The organism is Methylobacterium sp. 275MFSha3.1 (assembly GCF_900108435.1).
In the GTDB taxonomy this organism is placed as follows: domain Bacteria; phylum Pseudomonadota; class Alphaproteobacteria; order Rhizobiales; family Beijerinckiaceae; genus Methylobacterium.
On the sequence record NZ_FNWP01000051.1, the window covers coordinates 1 to 18499 of the forward strand.

An 18499-nucleotide genomic window follows, 5' to 3' on the forward strand; every position below is an offset into this window, starting at 1 on the left:
TGTCCGCCGTCAGCACTCCTGAGACAGATTGAGGGTCTTCACGAACGGAGGATGGCTGGTTCATCGTAGCCCAGGAGCGAAGATGAAACAGACGTCCGGGCCGGCGCGGAAGCCGGCAGAAGCCGTGATCAAGGACATCCGCCGCGCCACGCGCCGGCAGTTCTCGGCGGAGGAGAAGACCCGCATCGTGCTGGAGGGCCTGCGCGGTGAGGACAGCATCGCCGAGCTGTGTCGGCGTGAGGGCATCGCCAGCTCGATGTACTACGGCTGGTCCAAGGAGTTCTTGGAGGCCGGCAAGAAGCGGCTGGCCGGCGACTCGGCCCGTGCCGCGACCGCCGACGAGGTCAAGGACCTGCGTTGCGAGGCGGGTGCGCTGAAGGAGGTCGTGGCCGATCTCGTCGTGGAAAACCGCCTGCTGAAAAAAAGTATGACTGGGGTTGGGGGCGACGAGGCATGAGGTACCCGGCCTCTGAGAAGCTGGAGATCATCCGGCTGGTTGAGCAATCCCACCTGCCGGTGCGCGCCACCCTGGACAAGCTCGGCGTCACCCGGGCGACGTTCTATCGGTGGTACGACGCTTTCCAGCGTGGCGGCCTCGAGGCATTGGCGGATCGCCCGTCCCGACCCAGCCGGGTCTGGAACCGGTTGCCCGCCGAGGTTCGCGATCAGATCGTCGCCCTCGCGCTGGAGCAGCCGGAGCTCAGCCCACGCGAGTTGGCGGTGCGCTTCACCGACGAGCGGCGCTACTTCGTATCGGAGGCAACCGTCTACCGTCTGCTCAAAGCTCAGGACCTGATCACCAGCCCGGCCTACATCGTGATCAAAGCCGCCAACGAGTTCCGCGACAAGCCCACCGCGCCAAACCAACTCTGGCAGACGGACTCCACCTACCTGAAGGTGGTGGGCTGGGGCTGGTACTACCTGTCGACCGTGCTGGACGACTTCTCGCGCTACATCGTGGCGTGGAAGCTGTGCACGACGATGCAGGTCGGCGACGTCACCGCCACGCTCGACCTTGCGCTAGCGGCCGCCGGGCTCGACCACGTGCAGGTGGTGCATCGGCCACGGCTGCTCACCGACAACGGTTCAAGCTACGTCGCGGGTGATCTGGCCGACTGGCTCGGCAGCCGGGGTATGACCCACATCCGCGGTGCGCCCCGCCATCCGCAGACGCAGGGCAAGATCGAGCGCTGGCACCAGACGCTCAAAAACCGCCTCCTGCTCGAACACGCCTACCTGCCCGGCGAACTGGAGGCGCGGGTTGCCGCCTTTGTCGAGCACTACAACCACGCTCGGGCTCACGAGAGCCTGGGCAACCTCACCCCTGCCGACGTCTACTTCCGCCGCGGCGAGACAATCTTGTGTGAACGGGCGCGGATCAAACGCCAGACCCTCATGGACCGCCGCTTGCGCCATCATGCGCAGGCTGCCTAACTTCTCACCCAGATGGACCAGAACCTCCGTTCCTGAGCATCGCAAACCGTCTCAAATCATCTGACGACGGACATATAGATATATTTATGGATCGCTTGCAAGGCCTTATCGAGAATGGACAAATCAAGCCCTTCTCACCGAAGAAAAATCATATTAGAAGTTTGCTCCTGGGTTAAGGCAGGCGGGATTACTAGATTATTATTACATAGATTGACCAAAGAAAAAGCGTTGACCTAATGCTGGCTCCTTTGTTCACCCAACCAACAAGCTTAATACCAGGCATTCGCATTGGCTGCTGAATATGTACAGAACCGACTCGGTTGCCGATTCGATTTGATAAATCGCCCAGTCGGGGTTGAGACGCTCAAACGGGAGAATCGCAGTGCAGAATGTTGAGATCGCATCTTTTCAGGGCGTTTGGCCCGGTGGGTATCAAGAGGGCTACCCTCAAGACCCATTGTCCCAGTCCTCCTACTCAGGCATTGATCAGTTCAACGGCTACGCGAACCAACACGAGATCGCGGCTGAGAAGGGCATCAAGGCACAGCAGATCGGCTATCTCAGCACGCTCTACGTGACTTATCTGATGTGCATCCGCAATCAAACGCGAGGCAAGGTCGTGCTGGAGATCGGACCGGGCCGAGGCGCGTGGTCCCGCTGTATCTTGGCCGACGGCGCCAAGCACCTCTACGCGCTCGACGCAGTCTCGGCGGAGGACAACAACTTCTTCGGCTATGTGGGCACCGATCCGGAGGTCCGTGACCGTGTGACCTACGATCAGGTCCAGGATTTCTCCTGCGCGTGCGTACCGGATGGCGGTATCGACTTCTTCTTTTCCTTCGGCTGCTTTTGCCACCTCAGTCGAAACGCCACGGCTGCCTATTTCGACGCCATCGCGCGGAAAATGGCTCCGGGTGCGCGAGGCTACATCATGATCAGCGATTACGCCAAGCTCGCCGCGGCCCTGGCTATCAACGAGAGCGCGCGAGATTATGATCGACCGCGCCCAGGCCGCTGGTACAACCTCGGACTCCCCTGGTTCCGGGAGATCATCGAGGCCCGGGGGTTCACTGTCCTCGACCCGGATATCGGGTGCAATCTCCGGGACCCGGTGGTTCATTTCGCGAAGCTGTGATGCCGGAACGGCTGAAGCGAGCGCCTGTGCTACCTGCGCGACTGACTACCCGCGCTGCCGCTATGCGGCCGGCACTTCCCGCTTGAACCAGGGCGGCGCCAGCCCAAACCATTGATCCTGAGGACACCGGATGATCACCGTCACCGAAGCCATGAAGCAGGAGTTGCTCAAACGCGGCGTGTCAGCCCTGCACCCGGCCCCACTCGGCCTGCCGGAGGACTGCACCTTCGAGCCGCCGTGCAGCATCAAGTGGATGGGCATCGACTACTGCCTCACCATGGGGGCGTTCTCGTACGCGGTGAGCGGCTACTATTTCGGCGCCGACATCGCCCGCTACGTCTCCATCGGCGAGAGCGTCCAGGTCGGGCGCGGCAGCCACCCGGTCCAGTGCGGCTCGACCTCGCCGCTGTTCTACACGCACCACTCGGCCGTGTTCGACCGCCTCGACCCGCGGGCGGAGGATTACGAGATCTCCGGCCCGTATCTGTGGCCCAAGCGCGTGCGCATCGGCAACGACGTCTATATCGGCCACGGCGCCTTCCTGATGCCCGACATCACGATCGGCGACGGGGCGGTGATCGGCGCCATGGCGGTGGTGACCAAGGACGTGCCGCCCTACGCGATCGTGGCCGGCAGCCCCGCCCGGATCGTGAAGATGCGCTTCCCCGACGCGCTGATCGAGCGCTACCTGAAGGTGCAATGGTGGCGCTACGCCTTCTGGGACCTGCGCCAGTGCTCGATCACCGACCCGGAGAAGTTCATCGATGCCGTCGAGGAGCGGATCGCGGGGGGAATCGAAGAGTACAAGCCCGAGACGATCAACCTGCAGGCCTTCGCCCAGAACTTCGATCAGACCACGACGCGTTGATCCGGCTTGTGCCGCGCACCGCTGTCGCGTTTCCCAAGACGCGTCAGCGGCGCCACCATCTGCGGCGCCCTGAATCCGGCAGCAATGGTGTCGAGTCAGGCGGTGTCGGCTTGGGCGGCACGGCGGCTTCCGGGATGGCGACACCTAGGGCGGATTCGGGCAGGATCGGACCTAACAGCAGGACCGTGCTGCAGACCGTGGCTGCGTCGCGGCTCGTGAAGGCGTTGACCACCTGATCGATCGGGAAGCACCCCCCGTCGAGGCGGATCAGTTCGCCCCGGCTGAATGTCCCCCAGGATTGTTCGGCGGGAGGCAAGCGCGACAGGGTGCGTCCGCTGCCCCTCTCGATCACGATCAGTTCGTAGAATTGCACGTGACTCCATCCCTTCGCTTCGCACGCCGGCGGAAGCGTGTCGCTTCCCGCCGCATCGGCTCGTATCCTCGTCGGATCAGATCGTCCCCTCGAAACGCAGGTTCGCCTCAGGGTACTCGACCATCATTTGACGCTGCTCGGGCGAATTGTTCCAGCCGCCCGGCTTGATGTAGTCACCGGCGTCGAACACCTCGATCACATTTTTGACGGTCGGAATTTCCCGGAACTTGTGATCGTAGCCATTGGCGAACGAGACCAGTGTCTCGACCGTGTCGGACAGGTAGCAGATCGCGGGGCCTAGGGTCCCGAATCCGAACACCAGATGACGCCCGTTCACGAGCGCGCGGGTGTCATCGACGATCGTCCCACTCTGCACGGAAAACGGGATCGCGCGCGCCGTGAGGTGGTCTTCGAGCGCATCGATCACCGGGTTCATCCGGTTCTCATAGACAAGCTTGACGCGGCTGATACGGCCGGCCCGCAAGAAGCGATCGATAACGAGGGTGTAGAATGCCAGCGGTGGTTGGATGTAGGCGGCGTTGACCCAGGTGCTGAATACGTCGCCCGAGCGGATGTGGATGATCAGCTCGTCCTCGGGCTTCGGCTCGAAGACCGGGGGCAGCAGGTTGAATAGCGGGTGGATGATCGTGCGGACGATCTCGCGCTTCTCGTGTGGCGTGAGCAGGTCCTTGGCGAAGCGCGAGTGGTGCTCCAACTCCCAAAAGTATCCCTCGAGGAACCAGCCACCCTCGGGCAACGGATGGGTGTTCGGCAGGAAGGTGATGCCGCCGAGGTTCACCGGCTCGGTGCGCGCGATCACACCGCTGATGTCACGCTTGGCGAGCTTGAAGTATCTTAGACCGAGGCGGCGGGCGAGGGCGATCGCCATCGCGTGTTGCATCAGACCGTTGCCGAGGGCGGGGTTCAGCACGAGCGAGAGACCGATTAGCGGCGCATCGCGCGTGCCGGGAGCCCCGACGAGGGCGTAGCTCATCTGCTCGACCGCGCTCGGCGCCTCGGCGAGGAGCGGGACATCGAGGCCGATGCGCTCCCGCAGGCGGATCAGTTCGAGGGCCGGTCGCTCGACGAAGACCTCCACCTGGGTCAACACCAGCGGCTGTCGCTCGTCGAGGGACACCTTGACGAAGCGAGCCCAGACCAGGCCGGCGAGCGGGAGTTGCAGGGGACTCGCTTGGCCGCGCGCCCGGAAATGCGTCAGCCCTGCATGGATCAGCGTCCAGGCCGCACCGTCCTCCGAGACTTCGATTCGGAGGGAGCGCGCGGCCTCCCGCGCCAGCTCGCGCCGGTTGTGGGCGACGATCGCCGACAAAGGGAGGCGCTGTCCCAGATCGACCTGCCACCACGCCGGTTCGTCCACGTCGGTGTGGGTGTTGTATTCCTGGCTGAAATCGCCGTTGACCAGCCCCTCCGGGCCCAACGGGCACCACCACGGTCGGGAGCTCTGCGTCGCCGGTTTGCCGAGGGCGACGTTGACGTAGAGGTCCGGGTCGTCGAAGGGCGCGGTCATCGGAAATCCTAGAAACCTTGGCCTTCAGGCCGGGGAGAGCGCGTCTGTGCGCTGCGAACGGACATACTCGGCCACGACGGACAAAGGGGCACCGCCGCACGGGGCGACGGAGTACGAGGGCGTCCAGAGCACGCCCTGGTGGTAGCGGCCCGTGATCTCGGGGCGCCTGTCGCGCAGCTTGCGGCTCGGCACGCCCTTGAGGCTGTTGACGAGCTTCGACAGGCTGACCTTGGGCGGATAGGTGACGAGCAGGTGGACATGATCGTCCTCGCCCGAGCACTCGATAAGCTCCGCCTCAAAGTTCCGGCACACCTTGGCGAAGATCGCCGTCAGGTCGCGGATCGCCAGCGCCGAGAGCACGTCGCGCCGGAAGTTGGCGACGAAGACCAAGTGAGCATGAAGCGCTGAAACGACGTGCCGCCCTCTACGGGCTTCAATGTTGCGGCTCCTGAGGCCAGCCGGTAGGCTCTCAGGGTGATCGCCCGCGGCTTCCGCTACAAGCTGGAACCGCTGCCCGAGCAGGAGGCCCTGTTTCGGCAGTTCGCGGGCGTGTGCCGCCTCGTCTACAATCTCGCCCTTGAGCAGAAGGCGACCTGGGGCCGGAAGCACCGCCTCGGCTACGTCGCCCAGGCTGCCGATCTGACGCGCCTGCGGGCTGAGTTCGACTGGGTGCGCGCCGTCTACGTCTCGTGCCAGCAGCAGGCTCTGCGCGACCTCGACCGGGCCTTCGGCAACTTCTTCGCGGGCCGCACCGCGTTCCCGCGCCCCCGCAAGCGCGGCGTGGACGACAGCTTCCGCTTCCCTGGCCGCGAGGTCGCGGTGAAGTCCCTGAACGGCAAGTGGAGCGCCGTGCGCCTGCCGAAGATCGGCTGGGTCAAGTTCCGCGACACACGGCCGATGCGCGGCGACCTGAAGAACGTGACCGTCCGCCTTGATGCCTCGGGCTGGTACGTCGCCTTCACCCGCGAGATCGCGCACGAAGCGCCCGCGCCAAGCCTGGAAGTGGTTGGCATCGACCGCGGGGTAGCCACGACGCTGGCCTTGTCCACGGGCGACATGCTGACGCTGCCCGCGAGCCTGGAGCGGATCGAGGTTCTGAAGCGTAAGGCACAGCGCATCGTCGCCCGGCGGAAGCGCGGATCGAACCGCAGGCGCAGGGCTCAGGCCCGTGTCGCCCGTCTCCAAGCCCGGCAAGCCCGGATCCGGCGCGACTTCCACCACAGGGCCGCGCTCGACATCGCGCGCAGGTACGGCGTGGCCGTCCTCGAAGACCTGAACACGCGTGGCATGACGGCCAGCGCCCGGGGCACAGTGACCGAGCCCGGCCGCAACGTCCGGCAGAAGGCCGGGCTGAACCGGGCGATCTTGGCCGCGGGCTGGCACCTCTTCGCGACGATCCTGACCGACAAGATGGAAGAGCGCGGCGGGCAGGTGGTCATTGTGCCTGCACGGTTCACGTCGCAGACCTGTGCGGCGTGCGGTGTGGTCGATGCAAGAAGCCGCGAGAGCCAAGCGCGCTTCATCTGTATCGGTTGCGGCCACACCGACCATGCCGACGTCAACGCGGCGATCACCATCGAACGGCGGTGGAACACACCGTTGCTGGACGTAGAGGGTGTGCATCAGCAGCCCTGTGAAGCGTCAACTGGACGAGACCTCACAGTCTCCGAAAATCCCCGTCGTTCACGGCGGGGAAGATGTTAACGCGGGTGTCTGAGCAGGTGGGCTGCGCGCGGTCAACCGTAGCCGTCCTGCCGCGCCGAGTATGGAGGGCCGCGTCGCTCCCTCGCCACGGCTTGCATGGCGTTGCGGCATCCGGCTAGGCGATCCGGGACTCACGCCGCGGCTGTGAGAGGGGAGAACGAGTGGATCGCATGACCGCAGCAGCCGATCGGTGCAGGGACCTCGTCGATCTCGCGATCACCCGGGAGGTGACCCAGACCTCCGACGGGCGGGCGCTCGCTTCCGCCGCTGGGGATTCTTCGGCCCACGGTGCCGAGGGGAGGGCGTTCGCGCTCCAGGTGGATCTCGGCATGCGGTTTCCGATCCACGCCGTCTCGGTCAGCTTGACCGAACCTGGCCGATCGGGGGAGGGGGCTGCCTTGCAGCTCGCCTTCTCCTCCGACGGGCAGACCTGGGTCGAGCCGGAGGTCGTGGCGCAGGCCGGAGCGGATGGGGAGATCCGCGCCGTCATCGCAGCCGGGGAGGCGGCCTGGGGACGCCATGTCCGCGCCTCCGTCGCCGAGGCCGAGCTGACGATCGCGGGGCTGCACGTCTGGTGCGAGGCGGCGATGCTCGACCTGATCGTCTTCCGCCGGCTGATCGAGGTCGACTTCAACATCCTCCACGAGCGCCCGGGGGCGGTGCTGCATACCTCCTACAGCCTCGTGAGCGCGGAGCGGCCGCGCACGAAAGCGCTCGTCGGCATCGCGCTCCTGGAAAACGGCGCCTTCGGCAATTGCCTCGTGCAGTACTACGTCGCGATCTCGGCCGCGCGCGCGCTGGGCCTCAAGCTCATCAAGATCCCGAAGATCGATCGGAGCCAAGCGATCTTCCTGAAGGAGCGCCTGACCTGCCACGGGATCACGTTCATCCCCGCCGACGAGCCCCTGCCGGACGACGGCTACTTCCTCTCGGGGATGTTCTTCGACGTGCCCTTCCAGCAGATGGTGAACGCGCGCAGTCCGCTTTCCATGCGCGAGGTAGTCCACACCTACATCCGGCGGGTGTTCAACGGCCTGCCGGAGGTGTTTCCGGACAAGCTCGAGGACCAGCTCATCATCCACATCCGCTCCGGCGACATCTTCAGCACCTGGATCGATCCGAACTACCCGCAGCCGCCGCTGGCCTTCTACCGGATGGTCATCGAGCGTCTGCGGGCAGAGGGCCGCATCGGGTCCATCAAGATGGTGTTCGAGAACCGGGCCAATCCGGTGATCCCGGCATTGGAGGCGTATGTTGAGAGCATCGGTCTGCCGCTGACGACGCAGAGCGGCACGCTGGTCGACGACGTCGCCGCGATTGCCAACGGCCGCTATCTCGTCTTCGGCTTCGGCTCCTTCGGACCCGGCGTTTGTCACCTATCGGAGCGGGTCGATCAGGTGTTCTACTTCTCGTGCAATTGGCCGCAGGGCTTCCAGTCGATCGAGACGGTGGGCCGCGCCATCGAGGTCAGGGATGTCGGCGGCGGGTATATGAAGATCGGCGAGTGGACCAATTCCGAGGCCCAGCGCCGGCTGATGATCGAGTACCCGGCCGAGAACCTGGCCTTCGACGACCGGACCTGAGCGGGTGCGGTGACCGCTGCGGGGCCGGCGCGATATTCACACGCCGGCCCTCGAGCCGATGCTCAGCAATTCTCCAGGTACCATTGATAGGTCGTGCGCAGGCCGTCGGCCAGGTCGATCCGCGGCGTCCAGCCGAGCCCTTGCAGCTTGTTCGCACTCATCAGCTTGCGCGGCGTCCCGTCCGGCTTCGAGGGATCGGTGACGATCTCGCCCTTGAAACCCACCACCTCCGCCACGAGCCGGGCGAGTTCAAGGATCGTCACGTCGCTGCCCGAGCCCACGTTGACGTGTGTCATGTCGCTGTAGTGCTTCATCAGGAACACCAGCGCGTCGGCGCAATCATCGACGTGCAGGAACTCGCGCCGGGGCGAGCCCGTGCCCCAGATCACCAATTCGCGCGCGCCGGTCCGCTTCGCCTCGTGCGCCTTGCGGATCAGCGCCGGCATGACGTGGCTGGTCTCGAGATCGAAATTGTCCTCCGGCCCGTAGAGGTTGGTCGGCATGCCGGAAATGAAGTCGCTGCCGTACTGGCGCCGGTAGGCCTCGCACAGTTTGATGCCGGTGATCTTGGCGATCGAGTAGGGCTCGTTCGTCGGCTCCAGCGGGGCCGTGAGCAGGCTCTCCTCGACGATCGGCTGAGGGGCGAATTTCGGGTAGATGCAGGATGAGCCCAGGAACAGCAGCTTCTCGACGCCGACGCGGTGGGCCGCGTCGATGAGGTTCGCCTCGATCATGAGGTTGTTGTAGAGGTAGTCGACCGGGCGCGTGGCGTTCGCGTGGATGCCGCCGACCTTGGCCGCCGCGAGGAACACCGCGTCGGGCCGGTTGGCCTCCATCCAGGCGCGGGCCTCCGCCTGCTCCATCAGGTTGACGCCGGGCCAGCCGGCCGTGAGGACCTCGCAGCCCTCGCTCGCGAGGCGGCGGACGATGGCCGAGCCGACCATGCCCCGGTGTCCCGCGACATAGACCCGCTTGCCCTTGAGGTCGTAGACCGGCTGCGGGGCGCCACCGACCGCGGCCTCCGCTCCCGTCCCGCCGGAGCCCGGCGTGATCTCGCCCCCGATACCGCCGCTGTTGGATTCCATCGCCCGTCCCCGTGGCAGGGCGCGGGGCCGGTCAACGCCCGCCGCCCTCGAAGTTGCGTTGACCGCGCTCGCACCCATCGCGACGCGGCCCGTGTGTCACCGCCGTTTGCGGCGGCAGGATGGTCGCCGTGTCAGGCGCGCCGAGCGCCTCTGACACCGTCCACCCTCAGCCCTCACCGGCGAGGTAGCGCGTGGCCTCGGCTCGCTCGGCCTTGGCTAGCGCGATCTCGGCATCGATGTTCTCCGGCCCGACGATCGCGATCTCCGGCAGCGGGAAGATCATCCTGGTGCCCGACAGGATGGTTTCGCGCTCCCGCTCCAGGAACTCCGCCCGGAAATGCCAGGGCAGGACGAGGTAGTAATCGGGGCGCATTGCCCGCGATTCGGCCTCGCTGAGGATCCGGATATCGGTCCCGAGCGTCATCGCGCCGACCTTGTCCTCGTTGCGATCGGCGGCGTAGGGGATCTGGCGATGGTCGAGCCCGTACCATTGCAGCAGGACGTTGCCCTTGGTGGAGGCGCCGTAGACGTGGATGGTCTTGCCCTCGGCGCGGATGCGGCCGATGAGATCGGTCATCTCCGCCCGCAACCGGTCGAGCCGCGCCTGGAACTCGCCGTAGGGCGTGTCGGTGTCGAGCTCCATCTCGAACTCGCGGACCTGCACGCGGCGGATGAGGTCGCGCGCCTCCTCGCTGTCGTAGGCGAAGCAGGCGGCCTTGCAGCACCAGCAGCGGATGCTGCCACCGTTGACGTCGTTGAACTCGATCTTGAAGATGCACAGCCCGGCCCGCGCCATGATGGTCTGCAGGACCGAGAGGCTGTAGTACTCGAGATGCTCGTGGCAGACGGTGTCGAACGAGTTCTTGATCAGCATCAAGGGCATGTACGACATCTCGAGGGCCCAGATGCCCTCGTCGGCCAAGAGCCCCTCGATGTTCCGGGCGAACTCGACCGGGTGCTCGAGGTCGTAGAACATCGCGATCGACGTGACGACGTCGAACGCCTTGCCCTTGAGCCGCACCTCCGTCTCGGGCGAGGGGAAGACGGTGTTGATCACCTGGATCGGGTGGGCGAGCCCGGACGCGATGTCGGAGGGATCGACGCCCCAGAGCTCGACGCCTTCGGGGTAGGAGCGCAGCAGCGTGCCGTCGTTGCAGCCGATGTCGAGGACGCGGGCCGGGCGCCGGCCGAGCAGATCCTGCGCGAGCCGCGCGATCCCGGCGAGGTGATCGCGCATCGTCTGCGTGGTGCCCGAGCGGTACCAGTAATTGGCGTAGAGGATGGCGGGCGGGATCGAGTGCGCGAGTTGGAGAAGCCCGCACGCATCCTCGTTTGCAGCGATGTCGCAGCGCACGAGCTGGGTCGGGATGCGCCGCTTCGGCGGCGCCTGCACGCCGGGCTTGACGAAGGAGCCCTGCAGGTACTGCATCCCGAGATCGATCACCGGCTTGAGTGCCGGGTTGCCACACACCCGGCAATGCGTCTTGTGTATGATGTGCATCGTTGACCGCTCGAACGCCGCGCCGGGGCCCGGCTCGCTGGGGCCGGTTGATAACCGGCGCGTTTGGGCGAAGCAACCCGAACGGATGTCTCAGACGTCGTCAGCTAGGCCCCTCAACGCTCAATCAGCAATATTTACCGCCTCGTAGAGATATAACTATCCATCCTACTTCCTTCACAAGAGCGTCCGACACGTCTGGCGCAGGAATTGGCCGCGAATTTCCTATGATTTTTAACGCTCAAGACGACGGTAGCACGAGCGAGCTGCGGGCCAACAGCTACCACACGCAGTACGCCGCGGAACGCGAGGCGATGCTGCTCGACTTGCGATATCGGTTCCGCAGCACCCGCCGCGTCCTCGTCACCTTCGCGTCAGGGCAGCGCTACGTAGATCATCAGCGGACGTTCACCGCGGCAGCGGCTGCTAACGGTGAGTTTCACGCCATCGAGAGCTGGAGCTACGACCTCATCAAGGCAACAGCCTTCTTCGACCAGAATCGCGACATTCTCCAGCTATCGCGGGGTCAGGGCTACTGGCTGTGGAAGCCCTACCTGATCTGGCGCGCGCTTGAGGCAAGCGCTGACGGGGACTTGGTCGTCTACAATGACTGCCTGCCCGAGGACGGCAACGTGCTCGAACACTCGATCCTGCCGATGCTGGCATGGCTGTCGGACGGCGATCGCCGTATCGCCATATCGCGCAAACCCGCTCCCAACCGATCGTGGACCAAGCGCGACTGCTTTCACTACATGGGATGCGACGATAGCCGGTACTGGGACGAGGAACAGGTGATCGCGACGTATCTGGGCTTCATCGCCGGCCCGGAGACGCGCAAACTCGTGGCGGAGTGGCTGGAATTTTGCCGAGATCCGCGGATTCTGACGGACGCCCCCAACGCCTGTGGGCTGGAAAACCTCTCCGGCTACCAGGAGCATCGGCACGACCAGAGCGTGTTGAGCAATATGTTGATCCGCAACGAGTTTACACTTCCGGGCATCCGGTTCGGGGAGGACATCTTCACCAAGCATCTCCAGGAGATGCTAGGCCTGTTCGAGGCAGCGCTCGTGAAGGAGCGGCTGAGCGCGCGCTGCATCTCCACCGGCAAGGCGTGGTGCCAGAGCTCCGCCTCGGTCTGGTCGCCCGACCATGGCATCATGGACAACACCGGTGAGGACAGGGATTTCTTCTTCCATACGGATGACGAGGAACGCCCCTGGTGGATTCTCGACCTCGGAACCCTCCACCATATCGAGAGGATCGAGATCCTCAATCGCCCTGCCCCTCGCTTCGCCTGGCGCGCCAACCGGCTGCAGCTCTATGTCGGCCGGACCGGCGACGACTTCCGTCTCGTCTACGATGCCGTGAGCGCGGAGTGGGACGCCATCAGCCCATTGGTCGTGAACGTGGCGAACGGGGTGGCTCGCTACGTCAAGGTGATGCTCGACGCGACGACTCCGCTCCACCTCAAAGACGTGCGCGTGTATGGGCTCCGCTTGGACAATTGAGCGGCCGAGCCATAGCCCCGGCACGCGCAGGAGCCCGATCAGGATGCCGCAGCCGGACAGGAGTACCTTGCCGCAAGGTGGAGGATGCAGCGGACGTCGACAAAGTGTCGGTCGCCTGTATGTCGAGTGATGTGCAGGACGCCCGCCACTGTGTAAGTTCAATGAACGTCGAGGCTGAGTACGCCGCAAGGGGACGGGGTGCCATATTTCACGCCCAAGTCAGACCCCGCTTCATAACGCCCGAGTGACGCTTTCTCGTTGCTGCGGCCCAAGCACTCTGGTCTCGGCTGAAGCGCCAACCTTGCACCCGAGGATTTGCCGAGTGCACGCAATCGGCTTATTGCCGCCGGCCGCGCGGTAGTCACCATGGCCTACGTTTTCCTGCCCGTGTGTGATACGCGAAGAGCGCTACAGCGATCGAGCTGCGCTACGGCTCCTCCATAGCATCGCTGCCTGCCACGGGACCGGTCTAATGCTCGGCCAAAAAATGAGAACCATCTTTCGCACCATGCAACCAAAGCAAAATAATCAAGCGTCTGAGCAGACAGCACCGGGAGATAGTAGGCTAAAACGTCTCGATGCTCTCATCCGGTTTTTGGACTCCCGTCGCGGCAATCCGGAGCCCCCCGTACAACAGATACTAGCGTACAACCAATTCAATCGCGACCAGTGGGTGGCTCAGATGGCGAGGAGCGTACCCGCCGGGTCCAAAGTATTAGATGTCGGCGCGGGTACCTGCCTGTACAAGCCACTGTTTGAGCACTGCGATTACAAATCTGCTGATTTCAAGCAATATGAGGGCCTGCTTGATCCCGAAAAAAAAGAGGGACTGTACGGCATCATTGATTATGTCTGCGATATTACCGACATTCCGGTAGACGGAAATATATTCGACTGCGTCATCTCAACGGAAGTTCTTGAGCACGTGCCCGAACCAATCAAAGCTGTCCAGGAAATGGTTCGCGTGCTGAAACCGAAAGGTGATCTTTTCATAACGGCGCCTCTTGGCTCCGGCCTACATCAAGAGCCTTTCCATTTCTATGGAGGGTACACTCCACACTGGTATAACTATGTGGCAAAGCGCTTCGGGCTTGAAGTAATTGAGATAATTCCAAATCGAGGTTCATTCAGCCATTACGCGCAGGAGTGCCTTCGAGTGCGCAATTGGTCTCCGCGCTACAAGCACCTCTTGAGCGAGCACGTTCCCGCATTAGAGGACCTTTTCGGTGAGTTGCTGCCCCGACTTCTGACAGAGTTAGACGAGGAGGTGAAAGATTACCAGTTCACCATCGGCTATCACATTCAGATGAAGAAACTTTAGGTGCCGCACCGTTATGTAATCTCGCGCGCAAATAGACTGGGCGGTTACTGAACAACGCGGGTGCCAGCCCAGAGCCTGTTATGAACCGCTGACGCGGCTGTGCGTTTCCGAGGATGAGCTTGGAACGCGCCGTCTACCCGTCCAACGTCAGCGATGAAGAGTGGGCGCTCGTCGCGCCCTATCTGGCGCTTCCGCGGGAGAGCTCGGGGAGCGCGATCCGCAGCAAATGGCCAAAGTCGAGCCAACGAGGTCCGAGATCGGGAAGCCGCCTAGTTGACACGGGCCGAGCAGGCCTGCGAGCGCATGGTCGAGGCTTGAAAGCCGAAGCCAGAAAAATTTGCAGCCGGATAACGATTGGGACTCCTCGACACCATACGTGATCAGGCAGATCCGCTCGTCGTGTATAACATGCTCGCAGGCCGACCAGCGGCTGAGCATGTAGTTCATCGCTTTGGCCCTGTCAGCATGCAGCGAGAACCGGCCCCGCTCGGCCCACATCCTAGTCTCCAGCCCGGTCACAGGTGGGGCGTGGCGCTTCCGCCAGATCGCCGCGCGGGCGCGGAGCCTCAGCAGCGTCATGCTTGCCGGGGAGGCAAATCAGCGATTATGATCTGTAGGTGGTGGAACTTGACAGCTTTCGTGGGCGCTGGCTCCTTGGCGCGTTACTCTCAGAGCGCAGATCCGGTTCAAACTTTGCGAATCCGTTCGCTAGGAGCTCGGCAATTGCTCGCCGCGGACTCACCGCGACGAGATAATCTCATAGCACGTCGCGGCGGAATATAGGAATGACTTGGCTTGTGAGATATCCATGATGACGCTTGCTCGATCAAGCGCACAATCGGCTGGCGAAGCGGCGCACATAAGTTTGATCTTGAATGTTCATAACGAGATCCATTTTCTGCAGCGCACAATGAAATCAATAAATAGCGCGGTTTCGTATGCACGTCAATTCGGGCTAAGGTTTGAGCTGGTAACAGTCTTCGATCGATCAGACAATAAGACATCAGCATTGTTCGAAGAGTTCGATAAATCGGACTACTCCAACTATAAATCAGTTTTTGTGGATTACGGGTCGCTCGGATTGGCGCGGCAGGCTGGAATAAATGTCTCCGCAGGCGATTTTGTAGCGACATGTGACGCTGACGATCTGATATCTTATAATATGTTCGCTGATATGTACTCGGCTGCGTCCCGATCCGCGCAGAAAACTATAGTGATTCCAGAATACGTATATGAGTTTGGCTCCAAATATGGAATAACAAGATATTTTGGCTCGGAATACATCTCGCCGAAATTGCTCTTTAGCAGTCATCCTTTCGTTTCCAGGATTTTTTTGCGCAGGAGCATGTTCGATTTTTTGAAATTCGAAGACGTATCTGGTCCAATCTTCGCTTATGAAGATTGGAAATTCAACTGCGAAGCCCTTGTTAATGGATGCCAATTCAGAGTTGCACCCAGAACTGTACTTTACTACAGGAGAAGGCGAGGTAGCATTACCGGATCGATTGAAGACGCGAATCAAAAATTAGTCCCGTATTGCACTTTTTTTAGCTTCAAAGGTTTTGTTGATGCGATACAGAGCAGGTCAACTCTCGAGTTTGTCAAAGAAGACTCTGCGGAGATCGCACACACAGATGTGGTAAGTGGATTTGCCTCCGATCCCGTTTTGCTCGACGCTACTTGGTCGGCTGCGAGAATCGACCCCGGCGTTGCAATTCCCGAAGCGGAGTCCGTTGTCGGCACGTGTCTTAAGCTAATCTCGTATGAGTCGGGCAACTATTACGAGTCAATTAGCAGAAAATTGACGGGCCGTAAGCCTGCCGGTCTAGTGGCCTTGCCGGACAACCTAACATCACAAGATGCATTGTGTCTTGCTGAGGTGCTTCCGGTGTTAATGCGGCGAGATAAAATAGACGACTGTGTCGTATTTGATCTTTATCACAGCGATTTCAATGCGAGAATCTTCGGCGCGATTAAGGGAACTTATTATATATCTGCCGGCGAAGGATCGTCGGCGATTGCAACGGATATACATCAACATTTATTTATCCGCATTATACAGAATCTGCCATTGAATGCGCCGATAATTTTATTCGCTTCGGATGTCTATCTGAGAATTCTATGCAAATACGGCAACGTTGTCGCGAATGGACATCCGATTTCACTGGTCATCTGCGGTCACGATAAGTTTGATCAATCGATCTGGCGCGATGACTCGACTCTCTTTAACCTTCTTTCGGATTGTTTGCATCTCGTGAAAAATTTGATCACTTGGGACGAGTGCCTCTCCGATTATCTTAACGATTGCTTTGGCAGACCAAATTTCGAGAACGAACTCATACCGGGATCATCAGCCAGTTATATTTTGAATGTAGGAAGGTGAGATGGGTGGCCTTGCGCCTCAAATTCATTGTATCTGCAACATACGGCTAATCGGATATGCTTTTTACGTTGTAGTTGTTATTATGCACTCGACTGAGCCGCAAAACGACGCGCAAATGTTGTGTTCTAGACGGGTGCTGCCACAGACAATGCGCACGGGCCTTGCCGCGACGGTTGCCGTATGAGAGGTCCCGTCCGCCCGCCAGCGGCGTGTCTGCTTGACAAAGGAACGGTGAGGGCGCGGTGTTGGATGTGAGCGCGGTCAGAAGTGACGGGCCCATAAGGAGCATTTAATCGCACGTGGGTTCGACGCTTCTGCAGTCAGAGGGTTCGGGTGTCGAATGGCCTGTCGGTCGTGCGAGCCCCATTCTGAGCTTCTGGAGGCGTCTGCCGATGGTTATTGACGAGCTGGAATCCTCGTGCGCCCCCTGCTCCCGGAGCCGGGCGTCCGTCGACAAGGTGTATGCACCCGTGCCGCTGCTGCCTAAATAAATTCACTTTGAGTCAGAAGTCGCAACCGTTCTTGTCCGATAAAAGCCACCCTTCTCTTTATTGGCATTCGTAACCAATCTTGTCGATCCACACACCGTCGGAGTTGCTCAAAAATCATGCCAGTCAGGACGGCCGCTGTTATTTACCTTGCTCGCGGCTTCGAAGCCGATCACACAGAACGGTTTCGGCGCTTCGTGGAGTCCTATCGGGCACATTCTGCCGGACATGAGCACAAGCTCTACATAATCTTCAAAGGTTTCGCGACCGCGATGCACCGTGCCGCGGCAGAGGAAGCCTTTGATGGGCTGGATTTCAAGGCGATTGATACGGACGACCTAAGCTTCGACCTCGGGGCCTATGCGGATGCGCTGCGGGTCGTGAGCGATGATCATGTTTGCTTTCTCAATACAAATTCTGAGATCAGCGCTCCGTTTTGGCTCGCCAAGCTTCTTCGCAATTTGGACTCGCCGGGTGTGGGCATGGTCGGCGCCACGGGTTCTTTTGAAAGCCTGCGTTATATAAACGGGCTGTTCCCCGAATTTCCGAACCCGCACCTCCGGACAAATGCCTTCGCAATGCGGCGAGAGCACGCGCGCGAGCTGCTTGGATCTTACGCCATCAGGACCAAGCTTGACGCGTTCTTCGCAGAGAGTGGCGCCGACGGCCTGACCCGCCGAATTCTGGCTCGTGGTCTGACATGTCTGGTCGTAGGCGGCGATGGTCGTGGTTACGCGCTGCCTCTCTGGCCGAGCAGCGAGACGTCGCGCCAGGGCACGCAGGGTAACCTTCTTGTGCACGACAACTACACGCGCGCTTTTGAACAGATGGGCGCTCAAGAGCGCGAGGAAGTCACGTTCGCCTCGTGGGGCCGCGCCATTCCTGCTACGGTGACCGAGGCGCACACTTATAGATTCGACTAGCTGCCTGGTGGCGGAATGTTGTTGGGACCGGGTGCGTTGGGCAGTCGTCGATGTAGGCAGGATAGCGATCCTTCACGATGAAGCGCCACTCTTGCATCGGCCGGAGCCGCCTCATCGCTTTGCCGCTTCGGCTGGTGACCGCGCTGTCGCGCCGCCGTCCGTAGACGAATGCGCCGGCATAGGCGGGGTTGTCAGGATCGTGAGGACGGCCGCCACGGTTGCCCGTACACAGCGCACGTCGCCGTGTTGATCGCGCCGTGGCAGATTGAGCCCTTGCGCATTGAGCATCCGCATGACCTTGGCGGCGGTCTTCAACCGCACGAAGCTCTGGAAGACGAGCTTGAGGCGTTCCTGGACCGTAACCGATCGGCTGGCACCACGCCCGGTCTGAGCGCGGCGTGCTAATCTGCTCGGATGTTGGTCGACGAGGAGCGCATCGACGAGGCGGTGCTCGCCCTTTTGTGGCTGACGCTCCACGACGAGCGTCGGGCCTGGAAAGGCTTCGACTGGGCTGCGCTGGGCCGTCTCCACGCCAAGGGGCTCATCGCCGACCCGGTCGGGCGCGCCAAATCGGTGGTGCTGACCGACGAGGGCCTGCGCCAATCCGAGGCGCTGTTCCGGACCCTGTTCACGCGGGCAGACTGACGCGCCAGGGCCGCGGCGTTCTC

Annotated in this window: 15 protein-coding genes and 1 pseudogene; 11 read left to right on the plus strand and 5 right to left on the minus strand. The window is 61.9% G+C overall.

What is annotated here, in order from left to right:
* Nucleotides 1–82 precede the first annotated feature (82 nt).
* The 3 genes from BLW78_RS29800 (at nt 83) to BLW78_RS32125 (ending at nt 3437) form a co-directional block, all read left to right on the plus strand.
* A protein-coding gene (locus BLW78_RS29800) for an IS3 family transposase (RefSeq protein ID WP_244527109.1) occupies nt 83–1434 on the plus strand; the annotation gives its coding sequence in 2 pieces (ribosomal slippage) (nt 83–418 and nt 421–1434; 1350 coding nt in all).
* 382 nt (nt 1435–1816) lie between these two features.
* Complete coding sequence (locus tag BLW78_RS29805) at nt 1817–2569, plus strand: methyltransferase domain-containing protein (RefSeq protein WP_139307790.1); 753 nt, start codon at nt 1817–1819, stop codon at nt 2567–2569.
* Nucleotides 2570–2699: 130 nt separating this feature from the next.
* Nucleotides 2700–3437 (plus strand): CatB-related O-acetyltransferase, encoded by a 738-nt coding sequence (locus BLW78_RS32125; RefSeq protein WP_091683856.1) that lies wholly within the window; start codon nt 2700–2702, stop codon nt 3435–3437.
* Nucleotides 3438–3480: 43 nt separating this feature from the next.
* Here BLW78_RS32125 and BLW78_RS31185 read toward each other — a convergent pair whose 3' ends face one another.
* The 3 genes from BLW78_RS31185 to tnpA form a co-directional block, all read right to left on the minus strand.
* Entirely contained in the window at nt 3481–3810 is a 330-nt protein-coding gene (locus BLW78_RS31185; RefSeq protein WP_139307791.1) for a hypothetical protein, read from the minus strand.
* A gap of 76 nt (nt 3811–3886) precedes the next feature.
* Complete coding sequence (locus BLW78_RS29815; RefSeq protein WP_091683858.1) at nt 3887–5338, minus strand: discoidin domain-containing protein; 1452 nt, start codon at nt 5336–5338, stop codon at nt 3887–3889.
* Between the two features lie 24 nt (nt 5339–5362).
* A complete protein-coding gene (gene tnpA / locus BLW78_RS29820) occupies nt 5363–5776 on the minus strand; it encodes an IS200/IS605 family transposase (protein WP_091683878.1) in 414 nt (137 codons plus the stop codon).
* A 36-nt stretch (nt 5777–5812) separates the two neighbouring features.
* On the opposite strand from tnpA, the gene BLW78_RS29825 reads away from it, so the two are divergent.
* Complete coding sequence (locus BLW78_RS29825; protein ID WP_091683860.1) at nt 5813–7042, plus strand: RNA-guided endonuclease InsQ/TnpB family protein; 1230 nt, start codon at nt 5813–5815, stop codon at nt 7040–7042.
* Between the two features lie 170 nt (nt 7043–7212).
* Nucleotides 7213–8625, plus strand: coding sequence for a coagulation factor 5 8 type domain-containing protein (locus BLW78_RS29830; protein WP_091683862.1), 1413 nt, complete (start codon nt 7213–7215; stop codon nt 8623–8625).
* A 62-nt stretch (nt 8626–8687) separates the two neighbouring features.
* Here BLW78_RS29830 and BLW78_RS29835 read toward each other — a convergent pair whose 3' ends face one another.
* Nucleotides 8688–9710: a GDP-L-fucose synthase gene (locus BLW78_RS29835; protein WP_091683864.1), complete on the minus strand. Its 1023-nt coding sequence runs from the start codon at nt 9708–9710 to the stop codon at nt 8688–8690.
* Between the two features lie 166 nt (nt 9711–9876).
* Nucleotides 9877–11211 (minus strand): class I SAM-dependent methyltransferase, encoded by a 1335-nt coding sequence (locus tag BLW78_RS29840; RefSeq protein WP_091683866.1) that lies wholly within the window; start codon nt 11209–11211, stop codon nt 9877–9879.
* Between the two features lie 311 nt (nt 11212–11522).
* Between BLW78_RS29840 and BLW78_RS29845 the strand changes: the two genes are divergently transcribed.
* The 6 genes and pseudogenes from BLW78_RS29845 (at nt 11523) to BLW78_RS29870 (ending at nt 18476) form a co-directional block, all read left to right on the plus strand.
* On the plus strand, nt 11523–12716 hold the full coding sequence (locus tag BLW78_RS29845) for a discoidin domain-containing protein (RefSeq protein WP_170855289.1): 1194 nt from the start codon (nt 11523–11525) through the stop codon (nt 12714–12716).
* Nucleotides 12717–13188: 472 nt separating this feature from the next.
* The gene (locus BLW78_RS29850; RefSeq protein WP_091683870.1) at nt 13189–14037 is read left to right on the plus strand and encodes a class I SAM-dependent methyltransferase; all 849 of its coding nucleotides are present in this window, start codon (nt 13189–13191) and stop codon (nt 14035–14037) included.
* A gap of 113 nt (nt 14038–14150) precedes the next feature.
* Nucleotides 14151–14246: pseudogene (locus BLW78_RS30840) on the plus strand (IS5/IS1182 family transposase); the annotation flags it as partial.
* A gap of 599 nt (nt 14247–14845) precedes the next feature.
* On the plus strand, nt 14846–16420 hold the full coding sequence (locus BLW78_RS29860) for a glycosyltransferase family 2 protein (RefSeq protein ID WP_091683874.1): 1575 nt from the start codon (nt 14846–14848) through the stop codon (nt 16418–16420).
* Between the two features lie 607 nt (nt 16421–17027).
* Nucleotides 17028–17831, plus strand: coding sequence for a glycosyltransferase family protein (locus BLW78_RS29865; RefSeq protein WP_091683876.1), 804 nt, complete (start codon nt 17028–17030; stop codon nt 17829–17831).
* 414 nt (nt 17832–18245) lie between these two features.
* Nucleotides 18246–18476 (plus strand): DUF6429 family protein, encoded by a 231-nt coding sequence (locus BLW78_RS29870; protein WP_091683822.1) that lies wholly within the window; start codon nt 18246–18248, stop codon nt 18474–18476.
* Nucleotides 18477–18499 lie beyond the last annotated feature (23 nt).

What these genes read in the sequence shown, in the direction of transcription:
- BLW78_RS32125 (WP_091683856.1), top strand. Translation starts at nt 2,700, where the DNA reads ATGATCACCGTCACCGAAGCCATGAAGCAGGAGTTGCTCAAACGCGGC.
- BLW78_RS29815 (WP_091683858.1), bottom strand. Translation starts at nt 5,338, where the DNA reads ATGACCGCGCCCTTCGACGACCCGGACCTCTACGTCAACGTCGCCCTC.
- BLW78_RS29830 (WP_091683862.1), top strand. Translation starts at nt 7,213, where the DNA reads ATGACCGCAGCAGCCGATCGGTGCAGGGACCTCGTCGATCTCGCGATC.
- BLW78_RS29835 (WP_091683864.1), bottom strand. Translation starts at nt 9,710, where the DNA reads ATGGAATCCAACAGCGGCGGTATCGGGGGCGAGATCACGCCGGGCTCC.
- BLW78_RS29840 (WP_091683866.1), bottom strand. Translation starts at nt 11,211, where the DNA reads ATGCACATCATACACAAGACGCATTGCCGGGTGTGTGGCAACCCGGCA.
- BLW78_RS29845 (WP_170855289.1), top strand. Translation starts at nt 11,523, where the DNA reads ATGCTGCTCGACTTGCGATATCGGTTCCGCAGCACCCGCCGCGTCCTC.
- BLW78_RS29850 (WP_091683870.1), top strand. Translation starts at nt 13,189, where the DNA reads ATGCTCGGCCAAAAAATGAGAACCATCTTTCGCACCATGCAACCAAAG.
- BLW78_RS29860 (WP_091683874.1), top strand. Translation starts at nt 14,846, where the DNA reads ATGATGACGCTTGCTCGATCAAGCGCACAATCGGCTGGCGAAGCGGCG.
- BLW78_RS29865 (WP_091683876.1), top strand. Translation starts at nt 17,028, where the DNA reads ATGCCAGTCAGGACGGCCGCTGTTATTTACCTTGCTCGCGGCTTCGAA.
- BLW78_RS29870 (WP_091683822.1), top strand. Translation starts at nt 18,246, where the DNA reads ATGTTGGTCGACGAGGAGCGCATCGACGAGGCGGTGCTCGCCCTTTTG.